Origin of the sequence: Roseivirga misakiensis (assembly GCF_001747105.1) — a bacterium.
GTDB lineage: Bacteria > Bacteroidota > Bacteroidia > Cytophagales > Cyclobacteriaceae > Roseivirga > Roseivirga misakiensis.
This window is the reverse complement of record NZ_MDGQ01000005.1, coordinates 1,515,199-1,533,516: the sequence shown is the minus strand read 5'-3', so window position 1 is coordinate 1,533,516 and position 18,318 is coordinate 1,515,199. Positions and strand designations below refer to the sequence as shown.

At 38.1% G+C, this 18,318-nt stretch carries 16 protein-coding genes; 10 read left to right on the top strand and 6 right to left on the bottom strand.

The window, feature by feature from the left end; translation table 11 throughout:
* The first annotated feature begins 66 nt into the window (after positions 1-66).
* The 5 genes from BFP71_RS14215 to BFP71_RS19175 all read left to right on the top strand — a co-directional run bounded on the left by BFP71_RS14215 (position 67) and on the right by BFP71_RS19175 (position 5,240).
* Positions 67-780 (top strand): hypothetical protein, encoded by a 714-nt coding sequence (locus BFP71_RS14215; protein WP_069836112.1) that lies wholly within the window; start codon positions 67-69, stop codon positions 778-780.
* A gap of 71 nt (positions 781-851) precedes the next feature.
* The gene (locus tag BFP71_RS14210; protein ID WP_222843488.1) at positions 852-1,769 is read left to right on the top strand and encodes a GTP-binding protein; all 918 of its coding nucleotides are present in this window, start codon (positions 852-854) and stop codon (positions 1,767-1,769) included.
* A 154-nt stretch (positions 1,770-1,923) separates the two neighbouring features.
* Positions 1,924-2,337, top strand: a complete 414-nt coding sequence (locus tag BFP71_RS14205) for a MerC domain-containing protein (RefSeq protein WP_141719772.1) — start codon at positions 1,924-1,926, stop codon at positions 2,335-2,337.
* 2 nt (positions 2,338-2,339) lie between these two features.
* Positions 2,340-3,011, top strand: a complete 672-nt coding sequence (gene folE, locus BFP71_RS14200; protein WP_069836111.1) for a GTP cyclohydrolase I FolE — start codon at positions 2,340-2,342, stop codon at positions 3,009-3,011.
* Between the two features lie 174 nt (positions 3,012-3,185).
* Positions 3,186-5,240 carry a c-type cytochrome gene (locus BFP71_RS19175; protein WP_088125048.1) on the top strand — a complete coding sequence of 685 codons (2,055 nt, stop codon included), beginning with the start codon at positions 3,186-3,188 and terminating at the stop codon, positions 5,238-5,240.
* Between the two features lie 277 nt (positions 5,241-5,517).
* On the opposite strand, the gene BFP71_RS14190 is transcribed toward BFP71_RS19175, so the two are convergent.
* From BFP71_RS14190 to BFP71_RS14165, 6 genes are all read right to left on the bottom strand, one after another.
* Positions 5,518-6,486, bottom strand: coding sequence for a S41 family peptidase (locus BFP71_RS14190; RefSeq protein ID WP_088125047.1), 969 nt, complete (start codon positions 6,484-6,486; stop codon positions 5,518-5,520).
* A 13-nt stretch (positions 6,487-6,499) separates the two neighbouring features.
* Positions 6,500-7,321, bottom strand: a complete 822-nt coding sequence (locus BFP71_RS14185; protein WP_069836109.1) for a helix-turn-helix domain-containing protein — start codon at positions 7,319-7,321, stop codon at positions 6,500-6,502.
* Positions 7,322-7,494: 173 nt separating this feature from the next.
* Positions 7,495-7,809: a hypothetical protein gene (locus BFP71_RS14180; RefSeq protein ID WP_069836108.1), complete on the bottom strand. Its 315-nt coding sequence runs from the start codon at positions 7,807-7,809 to the stop codon at positions 7,495-7,497.
* Positions 7,806-8,366, bottom strand: a complete 561-nt coding sequence (locus BFP71_RS14175) for an RNA polymerase sigma factor (protein ID WP_069836107.1) — start codon at positions 8,364-8,366, stop codon at positions 7,806-7,808. Before BFP71_RS14175 ends, BFP71_RS14180 begins: the two co-directional genes overlap by 4 nt.
* Before the next feature lie 240 nt (positions 8,367-8,606).
* Positions 8,607-8,927, bottom strand: coding sequence for a hypothetical protein (locus BFP71_RS14170; RefSeq protein WP_069836106.1), 321 nt, complete (start codon positions 8,925-8,927; stop codon positions 8,607-8,609).
* A gap of 14 nt (positions 8,928-8,941) precedes the next feature.
* Positions 8,942-10,021: a serine hydrolase domain-containing protein gene (locus BFP71_RS14165; RefSeq protein WP_088125148.1), complete on the bottom strand. Its 1,080-nt coding sequence runs from the start codon at positions 10,019-10,021 to the stop codon at positions 8,942-8,944.
* Positions 10,022-10,177: 156 nt separating this feature from the next.
* On the opposite strand from BFP71_RS14165, the gene BFP71_RS14160 reads away from it, so the two are divergent.
* From BFP71_RS14160 to BFP71_RS14140, 5 genes are all read left to right on the top strand, one after another.
* Complete coding sequence (locus tag BFP71_RS14160; RefSeq protein WP_088125046.1) at positions 10,178-11,323, top strand: 6-bladed beta-propeller; 1,146 nt, start codon at positions 10,178-10,180, stop codon at positions 11,321-11,323.
* A 227-nt stretch (positions 11,324-11,550) separates the two neighbouring features.
* Positions 11,551-13,971, top strand: a complete 2,421-nt coding sequence (locus BFP71_RS14155; protein ID WP_069836104.1) for a DUF5686 family protein — start codon at positions 11,551-11,553, stop codon at positions 13,969-13,971.
* Between the two features lie 162 nt (positions 13,972-14,133).
* Positions 14,134-14,892: a GLPGLI family protein gene (locus tag BFP71_RS14150; protein ID WP_069836103.1), complete on the top strand. Its 759-nt coding sequence runs from the start codon at positions 14,134-14,136 to the stop codon at positions 14,890-14,892.
* 21 nt (positions 14,893-14,913) lie between these two features.
* The gene (locus BFP71_RS14145) at positions 14,914-15,693 is read left to right on the top strand and encodes a GLPGLI family protein (protein ID WP_069836102.1); all 780 of its coding nucleotides are present in this window, start codon (positions 14,914-14,916) and stop codon (positions 15,691-15,693) included.
* A complete protein-coding gene (locus tag BFP71_RS14140; protein ID WP_069836101.1) occupies positions 15,690-18,317 on the top strand; it encodes an outer membrane beta-barrel protein in 2,628 nt (875 codons plus the stop codon). The genes BFP71_RS14145 and BFP71_RS14140 overlap by 4 nt, the downstream gene beginning before the upstream one ends.
* Position 18,318 lies beyond the last annotated feature (1 nt).

Here is an 18,318-nt window from a genome sequence, read left to right as displayed (position 1 = left end):
TCATTTAGAACTGTATAGTTGCATAACTACCAAATAGGTGACATATTGGTTAAATTTTTTTAAGATATGTTACAGCGCAAATTTGATAAAGTCGTCAAGCAATTTTTTCCAGATGCAAAAGACGCAAAGGATACTTCAATCCATTTTTTAGGTAGAATGCAAATTGAACATGAGCTTGATATTTCTCGAATTCTGATGGCAACGTCAGTCTGTTCAGATGATATCAATGTTCCTTCTACTACATTCTTCAACGTTCTATTTGGACCATTTATCATGGGAGGCTTAGGCGGTTTACCATTTGCTGGCCAAACTGGTATGACGGCATTTGCTCATCATATCCCTGACGAAGGAAGTGCATTTATTTTCTACGGTCCGCACATTGGAATCACACTAGAAGGAGAACTTGGTAAGATGTATCGTCCGCGTCAAGAAGATACCGGGAACTCTTGTGGAGCCTTGATGCTTGCTTTGGACAGACTTCAAGATGAAAATTACAAGCCGAAGATCAACGATGATGATTACCAGCAAATGAGGCTAGAAGATAGTTTGCTGCCATATAGAGAGCAAATTCTTGAAAGTAGTAATCAGGCAAAAGCCATTACAGAGGCTGCTTATGACATTATCAATAAAAGGATTCATAAGTACATAGCCGCTTGTAAGGATGAGTTTCATGTGAATAAGGTGACGCTTCTCGGCGGGATCATCATAAACACGGATTACGGTTTAGATGACTATTTCGACGCCAGAAACTTCGAAGTGATCGATTTAAGAAGCATATAGTCTTTTGACCGCTTCGGTGGAAAGCATAAACTTCACGCGGTGCTTATCGTTAGGTGTTTCAGCATAAGAGAATGGAAAAGATGGAAGGTATAATTACCGTAGTTGGATTCTTGGGAGCTGGAAAGACTACCCTGTTGAAACATTTGACGACTAGCGCTATTGCTAAAGGCTTGCAGCCCTATATTATTCTAAACGATTACGAAAACGCAGGTTTAGATGCTCAACAATTCTTAGAACAACTAAATCCGAGTTCTGTAAATGCCTTAAATGGTAGCTGTATATGTTGTTCGGGCATCGGGGAACTTCGAAATCTAATCAATAACGTTCCAAAGCGACCAGCAGGCATCACTTTAATTGAAGCGAATGGAACATCGGATGCATGTGCGCTCATGGGCTTTTTAGGTGTAGGTGTTGACAGTAGATTCCTATCTCCCATTCAAATTTCTGTTGTGGATGTCATGAATTGGCAGCGCCGAGGAGAGCATAATGTACTAGAAGCTAATCAAATTCAAGTATCATCGCTAGTTGTCTTAACGCATTTAGATGAATGCTCGAAAGAACGAAGGTTGATCGTGGAAAATGACATCAGACGATTCAATCCTCTGGCCAAAATCATCACCACGGACCAAATTAATGTTACCCTCCTTTCAAAATTAGAACCATCTGACAATCAGGCAGAAAAACTAGATCATCTCAAGGCGCATTGGTCGTCTAGTTCCACTGATTTACCCATTTTACCAAATAAGGAGAGCATATTTAGTATCTGTAATGCCTTGCCACGAAGCATACTACGCGTTAAAGGTTGTGCAAGATTGAAAGATGATGAAGGCTATACTTATTTTGAGCGTACCCCAGATGGAAAAGTAAGCATAAGGCCGTTTCACGGAATACCGACTACCGGTGCCAAATTGCTGACAGTCGGCCCTGGCAGTGATATAAAGCTTTTAAATAGTATTATTGAACACTCCTTAAAAGGGCAAGAAGTTTAGCTGGCTACCTCAATATCACTCGTCTATGACCTATTTGACCAGATCAAATAGCCTTTAGCCATTATAGAGAGTTAACTCGAATCCTAGAGCAGACAGTTGTTTATAATGGTCTAGAGTATTATAATTGCAACATTGTTGCACGTAATCACACTCCTTGAAACTACAAATCCAAACACTACCAAAGCCTGATCTTATTGGATCGCTTGTTAGTACGCTTTGTGCCATACACTGTATGATAACACCGTTCATATTTATCGCTAAAGCGGGTACTGAAATAGGTAGCATAGAACCTCCGTTTTGGTATCGAACATTTGATTATCTGTTCGTTGCCATTTCTTTATTAGCGGTATATTTCGCCACTCAAAACTCTAGCAAATCATGGATTAAAGTAGCGATGTGGGCGACCTTTAGCCTACTCTTTCTGGCTATTATGAATGAGAGCTTCGAGATATCGCACTTACCAGAAGCGAGTGTTTATGTGCCTGCACTCATACTCGCGGGCCTACATATTTACAATAAAAAGTACTGTCAATGTCAGGATGAAACCTGCTGTACAACAAATACTTAATCATGAAAGACGAGTTGCTCAATCAGATCGAAGATATTGGAAATAACCACCTTTCTACCAGTGTAGAAACTCCACTGAGACCAGATGCCTTTGATAAGCCTGATGACGTGAAGATTCAGAACATTCAGAAACACTTTATGGCCATTATGGATGAGCTGGGTCTTGATCTTAAAGATGATAGTCTGTCTGGCACCCCCTATCGTGTGGCAAAAATGTATGTCAAAGAACTATTCTACGGGTTAAATCCAGCCAACAAACCAAAATTATCTTCATTCGAAAACAAATACGGTTACGGCAAAATGCTAGTGGAAAGCAACATCACGATAGATTCTGCCTGTGAGCATCATTTCTTACCCATTACGGGTTTTGCTCATGTGGCTTATATTCCCAATGAACGAGTAATTGGTTTGTCTAAGATTAATAGACTAGTAGACTATTATGCACATAGGCCACAAGTTCAAGAAAGGCTTTGCCTACAGATAATGAAAGATTTACAGCAGGCCTTAAAAACTGAAAGCGTTCTAGTGATGATTGCTTCTAAACACTTGTGCGTCTCGTCTCGAGGAATTAAAGATAAGTCAAGCTATACCACCACAATCGAGTATGGCGGAGCCTTCAATGACATAGAAAGACGGAAAGAGTTTTTTAGTTGCTTAAACCAAGAGATTGATTAACAGAGGTGAAGTTTTTTTGATTGTTCAATAAAACGAACAGGTAATCACTCCTGTAACCCAAGTCCCCTGTTTAAGTCGATTATTGAGGCTTGAAAGCTAGTAACCAATAATTTATGGAATACCGTTCCCAGTAATCAAAGTCCAATTCGTATATTAATCGGATAAAGTTACCTCATGAAACCACTGCATTTTTTTAATTCAAAGCGTACAAACTCTACTTTTTTTACCTGTCTATTAGCAATCAGTCTTTTCCTTTTTGGCGGTTGTCAGCTTCAAGATAAAGAGAAGCCATTTCTAACAGGAGACGGCATGGGTATTAATGATGCTACCCTAATGGTGAAAGACTTAGAGTCAGCTATTAAGTATTATAAAGACACATTAGGCTTTACTATATACGGTAATGGAACCGCTGGAACATTCGACGAGTCGGTTAGCGCTTCTGTCAGCCTAGGAGATATGAGCTCGTTCCAAATAATGTCAATAAGTGATTCAGCCGATCAGCAAAAGGTACCTCAATTCATTGGGGATTATCTAGCTTCCAATCAAGGCGTGAGGTTGTTTTCAGTGAGTAGCTCATCGGTCGATTCTACGTTCAGTAGTTTGACGGCCCAAGGCTATGCCATGGATTCGGCAGTTTCTTATAGAACTAATTCACAACCTGCCCAAGGTTGGTCGAGAGATGATGGTGACCCACAACGTAGAAGCCTTGACTTTAATCGATCCTCACCACCGCAAAATCTGCCAAGATTTATTCAAAATACAAATAGTAACTACGCCGAATTACTCGACGATTGGAATACGTGGTATGTCTATACCCGTATGTTTAGCAATCATGCCAATGGAGTGGTAGGTATTTCTGCCTTAAAAATGGCGGTAAACGATTTGGAAGCTTCTACTGATCAATATACCAATATGGGTTTTGAAGAAGTCGAGCAAAACGATCAGCTGACTAAATACAGCCTATTCGATAATCAAGAGTTACACCTAGTTTCAAGCATTAGTAATCCAAAAGCTTTGGACTTTATCAGCAACCAAGGGGAAGGTATTTATGCCATTCAATTTGACGTAGTCAATCTAGATTCTACCTTCAACTATTTCGAAAAAGAACTCCCAGAGGATGCCATTATTCGTGATACAGATCGGATTACGATTCCTGCTGAATATGCTTTAGGTGTTCAACTCGAATTTGTAGCTGAGCCTGAGGCACAAGCCATTTTAGCTAGAACACTGATGCCAAGTCAAGAATTGGATACCCTCGCCATAAAGCATGCTGGAGAATTGTATACTAAATATTGCGCGCTCTGCCATGGTGATGAAAGACAAGGATATGCCGCTGATAACGCTCCTTCCCTCCGATCAAAATCTCTTTTGGCGACGAGTATGAATAATAATTTCATGCGGTACACCATTCAGTTTGGAAGAGCAAATACGGCCATGGCAGGATATTTAAAGGCCCAAGGCGGACCGCTAGACTATATTGAAATAGAATTATTACTCGAATACCTCAAACAAACTGCAGGAGTAACAGAAGCAATTGATGTATCAAGAGAACCAGTTATAGGAGATATTCCAAGAGGTGAAGGACTCTATAACCAAAACTGCGCTACCTGTCATGGAGTAAAAGGCGAAGGAGTATCCGCACCAGCTTTGGCTAACCCAATGTTACTAGCTACTGCCACAGATCATTTCTTGAGGTATGCCATTGCAGAAGGTCGTGATGGTACGCCGATGATTGCGTTTAAAGATAGTTTAAGTGATAATGATATCGATGCATTGACAGCATTCCTAAGAACACGAGCATCTGGCTGGGATATCCCTAGACTAGATACAGTAAGAGTACCAACTCCTGACGAGTATATCTTGAACCCTGATAGTGAAGCTCCAGAATTTAAGCTACGTGCTGGCCGATATGTATCCGCAGAACAGGTTAATCAAGCTTTAGCTGACGGTAAAAGAATGGTAATCTTAGATGCTAGATCAGAAGTAGCCTGGCGGCAGATGCATATTCCAGGCGCTGCACCAGTACCATATTATGAAGACCCTGAAAACTTTATTGATGATATTCCGAATGACGGTACCCAGATCGTAATCTATTGTGCCTGCCCGCATGCGGCCTCTGAACGTGTCCAAAGCACATTGAAACGTTATGGTTACGAGAATACAGCCATTATAGATGAGGGTATATTAGTTTGGGCTCAGATGGGTTTTCCAGTTAGAAATGGTACCTAATAATCGGTCCTTTCAAAACACTGCCGAACTACTTTTTTGCGGCTATCCTTGCCCTTGTCAAAAGCATGTGGCATAATCATATCGTTTAGAAGGTTCTCGTCTAATCCACAGTATCAGTTGTACTCACTAAACCTTATTTTCTTACGTGATTTCTGTTTAACGTAAGGTGTCAAGCTCTATTGGGAGTCATTATCATCATGGATGTACTTATGATAGAATGGTCTTAGTTTTGGCTCAAATTGTTCTCGGCAGTAAACTATTTATCGGCGATTTAACTTCACCGATTACGTATTAACTCAATAGCTTTACTCAAGGCATCTTCTTCTTTGGTCAAATAATCTGGCTGCACGCCCTTGCCTTCCCAGCTAGTATTAGTATCCGGTAAAAATGGAGCTGAAGTTGAAATGGCTATAATGAAATCTTCATTTACAGGAAAGTATGTATTCATGAACGCTCCACCAGACGTAGGTTGACCAATAGCTATGCACCTATTGTGACTTTTCAATGCAAAAACGAATGCTTCTGCTGCCGAAGCTGTCCCCTTATTTACTAGTACGTAGAGCGGCTTCAAGTATCGATTCTCAAGTAACCAACCCACTGTATACTCAATTTTCGGTTTACCATTTCTTGATCTAAACTCAAGTAATGGTTTATAGCCCTCTAAGAAATATGTCTCTAACACGGATCCGATGGTACTACCGCCTCCGCCGTTATTTCTTAAATCAATAATAAGTGCATCAGTATGTTCAACTAAAGCCATGGATGCATATAATTTTTTAAGGCTGCGGTCGGAAATATTGATTTGGTTCAACTTGATATAGCCAATGTTACCACTGAGAACATCTACTTTTTCAAACCCAAAGTTTGCGTTATAGGCATCCGAATCATTAAAGAAATTAGTTACCTCTTCCTCGGCTTCAATCTCTTCAGAATTCACCTTAAGTTGTTCAACTATCTTCTTGTTATTCCACGTGTACAAGTGATAATCATTACTAGACTCCCTTAGAGTTTTTGTCATAATAGAGTCTAACTGTTTAAGGGTCTTTGCCTGGTAAAACCTTCCCGCTCTCAAGTTTTTCAGAAAGTAATCAGCTATCTCGTAACCCTTTTCCTCTAATACATAATTATCTTCAATGAGTTTAGCTATGGTTTTAGACATATCGTCCACCATAGTTTTTGATGGTTTCTGCCCAAAGCTTGTTGTCGTACTCAGTACGCATATGAAAAAGATCAATATTGGCTTCATGGTTTTTGATATTTTAATTGTTGTAATTCTCTTGTAAGAGATGCTTAAATCTTGATTGATTCTCTTGGCTCAACACGCGTATATGACCTGGGGTATATCCCATATAAGATTTGACGAGCCTTATCATATGGCTTTGGTCAGAAAATCCACATGCAAATGCTATTTCAGCCATTGTTTTTTCTGTATTTAGAATCACTAGCACGGCACGTTTTATTTTAATCTTCCTTACATATTCAGAAATGGTTATGCCGATGGCTTTTGAAAAATATTTTGATATTGTTACCGGGTGAATCTTCAAAACAGATGAGAGCTCAGCTAATGAGGGAAATTCATTCCACCGATCATTTAAAACAGCTTTTATTTCATTTGCCCGTTTATCGTATTCCGTTGAGACTTGCCCTTGAAATGCCAATCTTAATTTTGACACTAGATCCTTAGGTTGCATAATCCTTTTCGTGATCAAGTCTAAATACATCTGGATAAGGTCAAGATTGACTAATTCATCAAGAGTAAAATTGTTTCGACTTATTTGATCGTTAAAAAAGCGGTCTTCAAGCTCCACAATCAGAACAACAGAATGCAGGTCTATTGGAATGTTTTGATGGGCCTCTCCTTTTTGATAACAGCGTATTTTACCGGGGGTTAATTCTTGAATATGCTTAGTGCTGACATCACGATAACTTCCAATTACAACCGTACAGATAAGCGTTTTATCATGAAAGTGCCAATCATTCGATAAGCAACTATCAAAGTGTATTATTGAAATAGTAAAATCATCGAATTTTTGTTTTTCAACGACCCGACCAGAAAATTCTTGACGAAGTTTTGCCCCCATTTATTGACCTTATTTTCATTTGATGGGGCTTGGACACCTAAGTCGAGCAAATGGTTACAAACAATTAAACTTTGTGGGGTAGAATCAGAGTTTAATTCGCATTATAGATGAGACTAATATTTTTGACAATACTTATAACTACATGTTAATCAATTATATAGATCAATGTCTCTTTAATTCGATAGGATCAAATTTTTATTTTTGATAAGGTTGATTAAATGGAGAACAGTAAGAAAACCTAGCAAACTGATAACCATTAATAACCCGTTTTTAGGTAGTTCGAGTGATAGACCGAATAATTCGGGTTTCATGAGCATTAGCGTAATGACCATAAAAAACAAAATGCTTAAACCTGTTAAAAGGTATAGCCGCTTTGCAATTTTCTTACTTTGCTTGGCTTCAAATTTTTGAAATAAGTCATCTGTAAAGCTGGAAGATGTTTCTAACCTACTCTCCTTGATTAATCGTTTGATCGGATCTTCACTCATAAGTCTTCAATTTCTTTACCAAGTTGTTTCTTTAGAATTACTGCTAAACTCTTTCTTGCTCGATGTAGCGTCACCTTAACCTTCGACTTACTAAACCTAGTTATTTCTTGAACCTCATCAATTTTTAATTCAGACAGATAGAATAACCTTAATACAAGCGCTTCATCTGGTTTCATAAGATTTAGGGCTTGAGTAATTATTCTATTTAAATCGTTTGAGTCGACTTCGTCTGTCGATTCTATTGCAGTTAGCGTTTCTTCCTGTGGTTGAGTAAAACTTTTATTCTTTGTTTTTCTTAATTCATTATATGATCTGTTGACAACAATACGATACAGCCAAGTATAAAAAGTAGACTGATACTTAAACGACTTTATCTTCTCATAAACCTTAATAAAAACCTCTTGAAGGACATCTTCAGCCACTGCTTGATTCTTCAAAATCGAGGTTGCCAAGGTCAGTGCATCATCTTTATATTTTTCGATTAGTTGTCTAAATGCAAAATGATCCTCTTCCTTAATTCTTTCAATTAGTAACCTATCATGTTCTTCGTTTGTCAAGCTAAATAGGTTTAACCTTACTAATACAAATCATTTTGCGCGTTCTAAATTTAAACTAAGTGTCTACCGACGTTGAATATCTTTTTAGTTTTTCCTAACACGGTATTTATATGGCAAATGTCTGAAATCTGAAAAACTAGGATAGAACGAAATTAGTCGCTGTAATATCCAGTTTATTGAAAGACTATTTGATGATATTAAACCATAGAAAACTAAGACCTTAGCCCATATGGCTAAGTATTAATTTCTTTTATTTCTAGTAGCTGCAAGTAAGCCAATAGATCCAGAAATCAGGACAATACCCCAGCCCAGCAAGTCCATCAAATTCTCACTTAAATTGAGAAGCGAAAGGCCAGCGGTTATCAATAAGCCAACACCTAAACCTAGGGCAACATAAGCGACATCTCGTTTTGAGATTTGAGAGTCGGACTTAGACTTTGCCAAGCCCTTCTCTACAAGCATTTTTTTAACCATAAAGGTATATTTGGCTATGAAGTAAGTAATGGCGACAAATCCACTTACGAGGATTAACCCTCCTACTAGTTCATTAAGCTCTTCCATTTGTTCTTTTCATCTTAAAATTGTTTCCCGAGAACACCCTCGAGCCCTTGAATTAATGGAATCATCTTTCCTGAATTTGTAAACAGCACAATTCCATATTCTTGATCAGGTACAAACATAGCATAAGACTGAAAATCATGATTGTTTCCAGTATGCAAATGCATGAGCCCGTTTCTTGTTTCTTTTTGAGCAAAACCTAAACCCCATCCAGTCTGACCTGTCTCCTTTCTCAATGGATTTGTTTCATCAAACTTATTTTGAGTTGCAAGCATTTCATCAAAACCATCAGCGGATAAACCCTCTCTTTTAAGCATAGCTTGTATAAATAGGGCATATTCAGAAGCCTCAGAATGAATACTTGAAAAGGCGTTGAATGTTTTACCACTCCATCCTCCTAGACCATTATCTGTAGGCTTTCCATTCTTATGGCCATATACCTTATGCTCAGCCAAATGATCGTTCCACAAAAATGAGGTATTCTTCATTTTTAATGGTTCTGTTACCTCTCCTTCAAATATAGCATTGAATTTTTCTCTCCATTGAACACCATTCTCTAATCCAATGATTGCTGCCAAGTATTGATAGGCCTCACCTGAATATAAGAAGTCGGTGCCGGGTTTGAATGGGATACTTATGATTTTACCTTGTGCATGATTAGGAAAACCAGTGCTATGCGATAGCACCATTCTTGGTGTGATAAGTTTATACCAGTCACGTGATGCGCTATCAATTGCCGGGTGATTCCAGTATTCATAAAGTGGCCTATCCAAGTCAATCATACCTTTTTCAACCATTTTCATGACAAAATAGGCGAAAATCGGTTTTGAAAGTGATGCGCCTTCAAATATGCTTGACTTACTAATTGGTGTTTCATTTTCAAGATTTTGGACCCCATATACTTGGTGGTGCACAATTTCATTATCGTTAATGATCGCAAGCGATAAACCTGGCATTTTAACTGAATCCAGCAGGAATTGAATTCGTTCATCTAGCACTTTAATGTCGACTTTATCTCCATTTACGTTTTTTATTGTTTGTGCCTGGCCTATCACCGCGACGACCGACAATAGGACTATAAATAATCTAGTTTTCATGACTTTTAAATTTTGAGTTTTAATTGACTTTTGTGAATTCACGGGGCTTTGACACAGGAGAGCAACAGAAGGTTACAAATGCGTATGATTTGACCTAGTACCACATTTTTTTTTATTACTAACACTCCTTATATTTAACTAACTACTTAGTTGATTATGTTGAAGAGGATACTATACGCATTTATTACTGTGTCAATCATGGGATGTAGTTTTTCAGAAAATGAAAACAGTATAGCAGCAACAAATGGCATATTGAAAGTCAAAATTGACTCAAAATCTCCCAAAACAGAATTTTCAAAACAAATAGCCACACTTAGTATTCTTGGGTTAGAGGAAACTGAACGTTCACTTTTAGACGGTATATCACGATTGATTCAAACGGAAGAAGATATTATTATTTTTGACGATCAACTATTAACAGGTTACAGGTTTAATAAACAAGGAAAGTTTCTTAATAGCATTAACTCGGTAGGCAAAGGGCCAAATGAATATGAGCAGATTACAGATGTTATTTACAGAAACAATAATATAGAAATATATAATGGACTCAGAGAGGAATTGCTCAGATACGATAAGTTTGGAGTGTTCCAAGATAAATTGCGTATCCCTTATACCCCAGATAGAATACTTTTCATTGAAAATCACTATCTACTCAGTAGAAGCAATAAGCCGTCATTAGATTCAATGAATTACCATCTGATATGGTTGGATGATAAAATGAACGAATTGAAAAGATCCAATCCATACGACAAGCCGAACCCTTTTCCACTACCGCTTTTTTTCAGTGATTTTAGAACATTTAAGAATAAAACTTTCTATAGTCTACCATTTAACGATACAATCTACGGTGTAAGCAATGGAACCGCCAAACCCCTTATTCATTTCGATTTTGGAGAGGACTGGTTATGGACGGAAGAACTACTAAATAAACAAGTGGCAAGCATGCGTACAGTTGCTCAAAAGAATGCACCATGGTGGATTTACAGCTGGTTAGTCAGCGATAGTCGTATAGAAGTCAGTTACTACATTGGTTTCGAAGAAATAAGAGATGGTTTTTTTAATCGAGAAACCAATAAATTCTATTTGTACAGCTATCCGTGGGAAATTCAAGACGCAGAACCTCCTCACCGATGGCTGGGATATGAAGGTGACCAAACATTGATGGCCATATCAACTGACGCTCTTGAATTGCTTTTAATGGAACTTGAAAGCGACAAATACAAGACTATAGGTTATTTGAGTCTAGAACAGATATTGAACTCAGAAAATCCGGTTGTCCTCAAAATTGAGTATGAGAACTAATAGATTCTGACTAAAAACTATTTTCAAAGAGAGATTCATTTTAAAGTAAATGATTCTTTATTTCGAGAATTTAGTCGATCTTAAGTCAGCAGAATGTAATTGTTTACATTCCATTTTTTGCACTGACACACATAATGGACTCAATAATGACCGAGTTTTTACTCGGTATTTTTTAGCAAGTATTCAGATTTGTGTGCGTGTCGTAAAACACAACCAATGAACCACACATGAGATTTAAGCTAATCTTGACACTTACCTTTACCTGCTTAGTTCTTGCACTCAAAAGTCAGACCATTGTAAAAGCCCGTTTACTGGATAAGACTAATGGAGATGCGGTACCTTTTGCCAATATCAAAACCTCTCCCAGAGAAGGCACTATAAGTGATGTAAACGGTTATTTCAAGCTCAATCTTCCTTCAGGCTATAGCGGTAATATTAGTATTAGTCATGTTTCTTATGAAACCATATTCTTGTCTATCAGTGACTTACAAAATCGCTCAAACATCTACTTAACGCCGCTAACTACAGATTTGGGTACTGTTGTAGTAAATGCCGAAGAAAACCCGGCAGATGCTGTTATCAGAAAAGCAATAGCAGCTAGAAATTCGAATGACCCCACCAGATTACGATCCTATCAGTACAATTCGTACAATAAATTTCTGTTTACCATTGAAGGTAAAGACGGGTTTCTTGATTCTATTAAACGAGTTACCACTGCAGAACAAAGGAGAAGTCTCGATGCCGAGACACAAGGTAAATTAGAGGTAGATTCAATTCAAGATGAACATCATCTATTCCTAAGTGAATCGGTCACCGAAAAGAAGTTTCTGAAGCCAAACCGGCATTATGAGAAGGTTTTAACCACAAAAACTTCCGGTTTTAAGGTGCCTTTCCTCACTACTTTAGCGACTTCCTTCCAACCATTTACATTCTATGAAGAAACCATTACAATTCTGAATTCAGATTTTGTAAATCCAGTTAGCCCTGGGACGTTTAGTCGTTATTATTTTGATTTAGTAGAAACCAGTCCAAACGGTACAGATTCATTATACGTCATCAAGTTCTCTCCCCTTAAAAACAGAGACAATTTGCTTAGCGGCATTTTGTACATAGAAAGTGGCAATCATGCAATTGAAAGGGTTATAGCAAAAGGTTCGTCGCCCATTTTAGAGACAGATTTTAATATTCGACAGCTTTATAAAAAGATCGATAATGCATGGTTCCCCGCTCAGCTCTATACAGATTTCTTACTTAACGAAACCGATGAACTGTTTTCCAATAAAAGGTTAAAAGTAATTTCTGACAGCTACATTTCTAACGTTCAAATAGCACCTAGTCTTAAGGCTAGTGACTTAAAGAAAGTAGCTATCGAATACGCGACAACAACAGAAATTGAAAGCGAAACTCTTTTAACTGAGTTTAGAAACGAAGTACTTACTCGCAAAGAAACACGAACATATGAGGTGCTCGATTCCATCATGTCACAGCCAAAGCTTACATGGATAAACAAGGCCTTAGAGGCCTTCGCAACATCATACTACCCTATCGGATGGGTCGATTTAGAATTGAAGCGAATATTGGCATTTAATGATTATGAAGGATTTCGGTTAGGAATTGGCTTAAGAACGAATGAAAAAGTATCAAAGTCAATTTCACTCGGTGGATATTGGGCTTATGGCCTTCGAGATAAAAACTTGAAATTTGGTGGGGACTTAACCTACATCTTTAACCAACCAGAAAGTTTTATTAAGCTCGCGTATATCAAGGACTTTTTTGAGCAAGGTCAAGAAAGATCACCTTACAAAAGAGTGTTTTTCCGAAACTATGTAAGCAGCCGCTTTAATAGCTACGAAGGTGTTAAAGCCACGATAAGCAAAATGATAAGTAGGCCACTTGTCTTCAATACATATATTTCAAACCAGACTGTTACAGCGCGCTATCCATACGCATTTGACAGCCCTAGTGATTTTGACCTTCAATCTCAATTTGATTTTACCGAAACTGGTGCACAGCTTACTTATCATCCCGCTAAATATGCGCGACTAGGAAACAGGTTCATCAAGTCATCGTCACAATACCCCTTCATTAAAATTAGTTATGCCAAAGGATGGTCGGACTTTTGGGACGGAGGGTTTGACTATCAAAGATTAGATTTCAACCTCGAAAATGAGTTCAAATATAGAGCAGGAGGCCGTCTTAAGTTTCAAATAAATGCAGGATACGTTGAAGGAGATGTGCCTTATCCCCTCTTATTTACAGGCCATGGAACGTCTACATCCGACTTCTTTGCTTTTGGATATTTCCAAACCATGCGTCCCTACGAATTCACATCAGATCAATATGTTAATATTTTTATTGGTCATACTTTTGGATCATACCTTTGGAAAAATACGATTTCGAGCCCGGTGATAGAGTTACACCAAAACATTGGTATTGGAAACCTTAGTTCAGCCGAAAGACATCGAGAAATTGATGTAAACATCCCTTCACAACCCTATTTGGAATCTGGAATAAAACTGAACCGAATCATTAACCTAGATTTGAATGACGCTAAATACAATATTAATATTGGTGTTTTCTATCGCTATGGGGTTCATGCACTAGATACCTTTGGTGACAACATCTTCTTTACACTCGATATTAATTAGGCCGTTTACCTTGTAATATCTCTGCTTTTAATCTGAACGGATTTCAAATCAATTGTAGATGAAAAAGGTCACTTGACGACCATTTTTGTCCGTTTCATCTGTTTTTTTCTACTTTATTAACAGATTAAAACACAAATTCGAATTAAAGAAATTGGTCTAGCTATGATTAGAACTGCACTCAAATTTCTCTTTTTAATTATTCCACTCTTGATTTTTGATTCCGTGCAAGGACAGACGGGCGGAATTGTTACGTACAAAAAAATCGTCGAATATGGTCTAGAACCAATTGGTCGTCCGCGATGGGATAACTTTATTAAAGACCTTCCAAAAACCGGGACATTCGCTTATACCCTTTCATTTAACAAAGAAGAATCGCTTTTCAAGGAAGATGTTGCACAACGTGAGGAAGCTGGTCCTATGCTCCAACGCGCTTTGAACGGACTTAATTCTCTAAACCCACCCAAAGAAATCGTCCTGGCGGTCTACCATAACCTAACAGACCAACAAAGATTAAGGCAAGTAGAATTTATGACTCGTGACTTTGTCGTTTATGAAGCGACAGATTTACCAGCATGGAAATTGACTACGGAGAAAAAACGAGTCCTGAATTATATTTGTACAGGAGCTCAATTGGAAACTGAAGATGGTATAATCACCGCTTGGTTTACCGTAGAAATCCCAATACCCTTTGGCCCAGATAATTTTCACGGATTGCCCGGCCTAATCTTAGGTATTGAAAAAGGCAATCAAATGCTTGTGCTTGCATCAGAAGTGGTCCTAAACGATCCTATTTCTATTAAAAAGCCCACTAAGGGAGAATATATGTCACAAATAGATTTTGCTCAAACTGTTGCTGATAAAGTGAAAGAATGGAAAGCCACCGGTGGTAGAGGCTCAGGCAGAGGCCGTGGTGGTAATTGATAAGACTAGAAGAAAAACCTGATGAAAACACGCTTTACATTATTCTTTTTATTGATCATTTCGGTAGGTCTTTTTGCTCAAAGTGAGTCAAGTGGAAAAATAACCTACGAGCAGATTACTACCTACGACTTTGGAGATTACAAAAGCGATCCACTGTGGGAAGCATGGCTAGCTGATCAACCAAAACAGGGTAAATATAGATACCTACTAAGCTTTGCCGGTAATACCGCTTTTTATGAAAAGGATCCCAACGACAATTTAAAAACGTCTGAGAAACTACAATCGGCTTTAAAAAAAGCTAACTGGGGAAAAGGCCCCAAACCTGAAATACAAAAAGTCTATTATGACTTTAATGAAGGCCTGCAAGTAGAACAAACAGAGTTCATGACCCGAAAATTTCAAGTAAGCTCAAGTATTGAGCCTTTGGCTTGGAAACTATCAGCCAAGAAGAAGAAAATACTTAATTATATATGCTTTGGGGCAGATACAGAAAAAGATGGTATTAAATACACGGCATGGTTTACTTCAGAAATACCAATTTCAGGAGGACCAGCTGGTTACATTGGTTTGCCTGGTTTAATACTAGCGATTGAAAAAAATGAGGAGGTTTTCATACTAGCTACTGATATCGATTTATCATATGAAAGTAAGGACCTAGGCGCCCAATTGGAAGATGGAAAAAAAATGAGCAAGGAAGCCTTTGACCAAATAGTAGCGGCAAAAACCGAAGAGTTCAAAGAGAATATGAAAAATAAGTCTAAAGCCGGCGCGAAAGGTTTTGGTGGCAAAGGTCAAGAATGAAGAAATCTCTCCTTATAGCAACTCTTTTAGGCTGTTTCATATATCAAGCACATGCACAGCAAGATCTGACAGGGCGAGTCTTAGATTCTGCCAGAAAGCCCCTCTCCTTTGCTACCGTGGTATTGTTGCAACCAACCGACTCTGTAATGAAATATTTCGGCGTTACCAATGACAAAGGAGTTTATCAAATGAAACGAGTTAAGTCTGGAGAATACTTGATACAGTTTTCTTTTACTGGCTTAAAGACCATTTATAAGCCGATAATCGTTCCGCTCGATAAACCTAATTTAGGAGATCAGCTACTTTTCATAGATCCTAAAGCGCTAGATGAGGTTATTGTAGAAGCTGAGTTAATTCCCATTAAGTTTAAAACTGATACGATTGAGTACAATGCCAACGCTTTTAAAACACGCGAAGGCGCCGCTGTAGAAGAACTATTAGAACAACTGCCAGGAGTAGAAGTAGACCAAGAAGGGAATATCAAAGCACAAGGTGAAGATGTTGTAAAAGTACTAGTAGATGGCAAAGAGTTTTTTGGAAATGATCCTAAAGTGGCCACAAAAAACCTTCCCGCTAAAGCGATCGATAAGGTACAAGTACTAGACCGAAAGACAGATCAAGCAGTATTTACAGGGATTGAAGATGGCGAACGTGAAAGAACAATCAACCTCTTGTTAAAAGCCGATCATAAAAAGGGATATTTTGGAGAGATAAAAGCCGGTGCGGGTACCAATAGTAGCTATACTGGAGAAACAAAGATTTACCGTTTTTCCGACAAGATTCAAACAGCCGTTTTAGGCTTGAAGAATAATATTAACCAATTCGGCTTCACCTATAAAGGAAATGATACATTCGGCCAAAATTCAAAAGGTATCAACGAATCATTTGCTGGAGGACTGAACCTTTCCTTGAATAAAACTAACGGTAACCGATACTTTGCTAGTTATTTAGGCAATAGTCGTAAGAAAAACCTCTTAGAAACAGCAGCAACACAAAATTTTCTTGAAACAGGAAATTACGATCAAACTTCAAGACTTACTGAAAGTGAGCGCGATCGGCCAAACGATATTGATTTTGGTGTCAGACATAAAATTGGAGATAACCAGTTAATCGTAATCGATGGAGATGTCACCATAGGTGCTAACCGAACTACGAGCCAAACCAGCGCTAACACTGCTCTGGGTACTATGGACCTCAATACATTTATAAACAATACTTTGAATACTGCGGATGAGTTCGCGTTGGTTTCTAATAACAGTTACTCTTTGAAAATAAAAGGAGATGACTTACAACTCGGCTTTAAATTTGGCATTAACTATACCGATAACGAAAACGCGCTAGATTGGACAAATATCACCACATTTTTCGAGCCTGAGATAGCTAATACAGTACATCAGTTGAGAACTGATCGTGTAGATCGCCTAAATGCTACTGCTAACCCTACACTTACTAAGAAAATAAATAACTACTGGTCGACGGACCTTGGCATTACAATTTCTTCAAACAAAAGAAACCTAAACAGAGAAGAAGGTACATTTAATGACCGGAATGAACTAGTTGGCATTAATATTCCGGCCTTCAACACCCTAGAAACGACACTTAAACCAACGTTTACATTACGCAGAGCCACTAGTAAATTCGTTGTTAATTTCTCGCTGGGCGCCAGAGGCACCCGCTTCGAAAAATCGCTCAGTAATACGATCGGCGAGTCGCCAGAATATTTATTCTTTACCCCAAGATTAATCTATCGGAATCAATATAGAAGCGGTAGAAGAATAGAATTTAGGTATAATACAAATGCTAACTTCCCAAGCCCCAATCAACTATTTCCAGTTGAGAACAACCTGAACCAAGTCAACATTTATCAAGGAAATTTCGATCTAAGACCAGAATTTAGTCATAATGTAAGCTTCTTATGGTCTGTTTTTGATGAGTTTTCTTTTACCTCCTTTTTTATCCGGGCTATGGGGAATTATACCAATAACAAAATCAATAACTCAGTCACTGTCAATGATCAATTGATTCAGACTACTACCCCTGTCAATACAGATGGACAAACACTGCTCGCTTTGAATGCTGAATTATCGGCCCCAATAAGATCTTTAGGGCTCAATTATAGTGTATCGGTTTTAGAAAATTGGACGAACGGATTTACCCTCGTTAACGGTCAGGAAAACGAAACAAGTACTTTCAATCATAGTCTCACAATGAGTTTTGAAAATAGAAGTAAGGAAAAGGTAAGAATCAACTTTGGCGGCACAATCAATTATACGCAGTATGACTTTTCCATCGCTGAAATATCAGATGATAACTTCTTCAATATCAGTTACTTTTCTAGTTTAAGATATACACCTACCAAAAAATGGAATTTTACGGCTAATGCTAACGTGACAAACTTTAATGCACAAAGTTTCGATGAATCAGTGACCATTCCGCTGATTTCTGCCAGTGTAAGCTATGGGTTTCTACAAGCCGAAAAAGCGACAATTGGCATCAGCACTTTTGACCTACTGAATAAGTATCAAGGTTTTCAGCGAATAAGTACGGGAAATTTCCTTTCTCAAACGGAATGGAATACAATTGGTCAATACTTTATGCTCACACTAGCCTATAGATTTAGATAAC

Excerpts from the sequence above, each read along its gene's own strand:
- BFP71_RS14190 (WP_088125047.1), bottom strand. The coding sequence starts at position 6,486 with ATGAAGCCAATATTGATCTTTTTCATATGCGTACTGAGTACGACAACA.
- BFP71_RS14185 (WP_069836109.1), bottom strand. The coding sequence starts at position 7,321 with ATGGGGGCAAAACTTCGTCAAGAATTTTCTGGTCGGGTCGTTGAAAAA.
- BFP71_RS14180 (WP_069836108.1), bottom strand. The coding sequence starts at position 7,809 with ATGAGTGAAGATCCGATCAAACGATTAATCAAGGAGAGTAGGTTAGAA.
- BFP71_RS19175 (WP_088125048.1), top strand. The coding sequence starts at position 3,186 with ATGAAACCACTGCATTTTTTTAATTCAAAGCGTACAAACTCTACTTTT.
- BFP71_RS14170 (WP_069836106.1), bottom strand. The coding sequence starts at position 8,927 with ATGGAAGAGCTTAATGAACTAGTAGGAGGGTTAATCCTCGTAAGTGGA.
- BFP71_RS14160 (WP_088125046.1), top strand. The coding sequence starts at position 10,178 with ATGTTGAAGAGGATACTATACGCATTTATTACTGTGTCAATCATGGGA.
- folE (WP_069836111.1), top strand. The coding sequence starts at position 2,340 with ATGAAAGACGAGTTGCTCAATCAGATCGAAGATATTGGAAATAACCAC.
- BFP71_RS14165 (WP_088125148.1), bottom strand. The coding sequence starts at position 10,021 with ATGAAAACTAGATTATTTATAGTCCTATTGTCGGTCGTCGCGGTGATA.
- BFP71_RS14145 (WP_069836102.1), top strand. The coding sequence starts at position 14,914 with ATGAAAACACGCTTTACATTATTCTTTTTATTGATCATTTCGGTAGGT.
- BFP71_RS14215 (WP_069836112.1), top strand. The coding sequence starts at position 67 with ATGTTACAGCGCAAATTTGATAAAGTCGTCAAGCAATTTTTTCCAGAT.
- BFP71_RS14210 (WP_222843488.1), top strand. The coding sequence starts at position 852 with ATGGAAAAGATGGAAGGTATAATTACCGTAGTTGGATTCTTGGGAGCT.
- BFP71_RS14155 (WP_069836104.1), top strand. The coding sequence starts at position 11,551 with ATGAGATTTAAGCTAATCTTGACACTTACCTTTACCTGCTTAGTTCTT.
- BFP71_RS14150 (WP_069836103.1), top strand. The coding sequence starts at position 14,134 with ATGATTAGAACTGCACTCAAATTTCTCTTTTTAATTATTCCACTCTTG.
- BFP71_RS14140 (WP_069836101.1), top strand. The coding sequence starts at position 15,690 with ATGAAGAAATCTCTCCTTATAGCAACTCTTTTAGGCTGTTTCATATAT.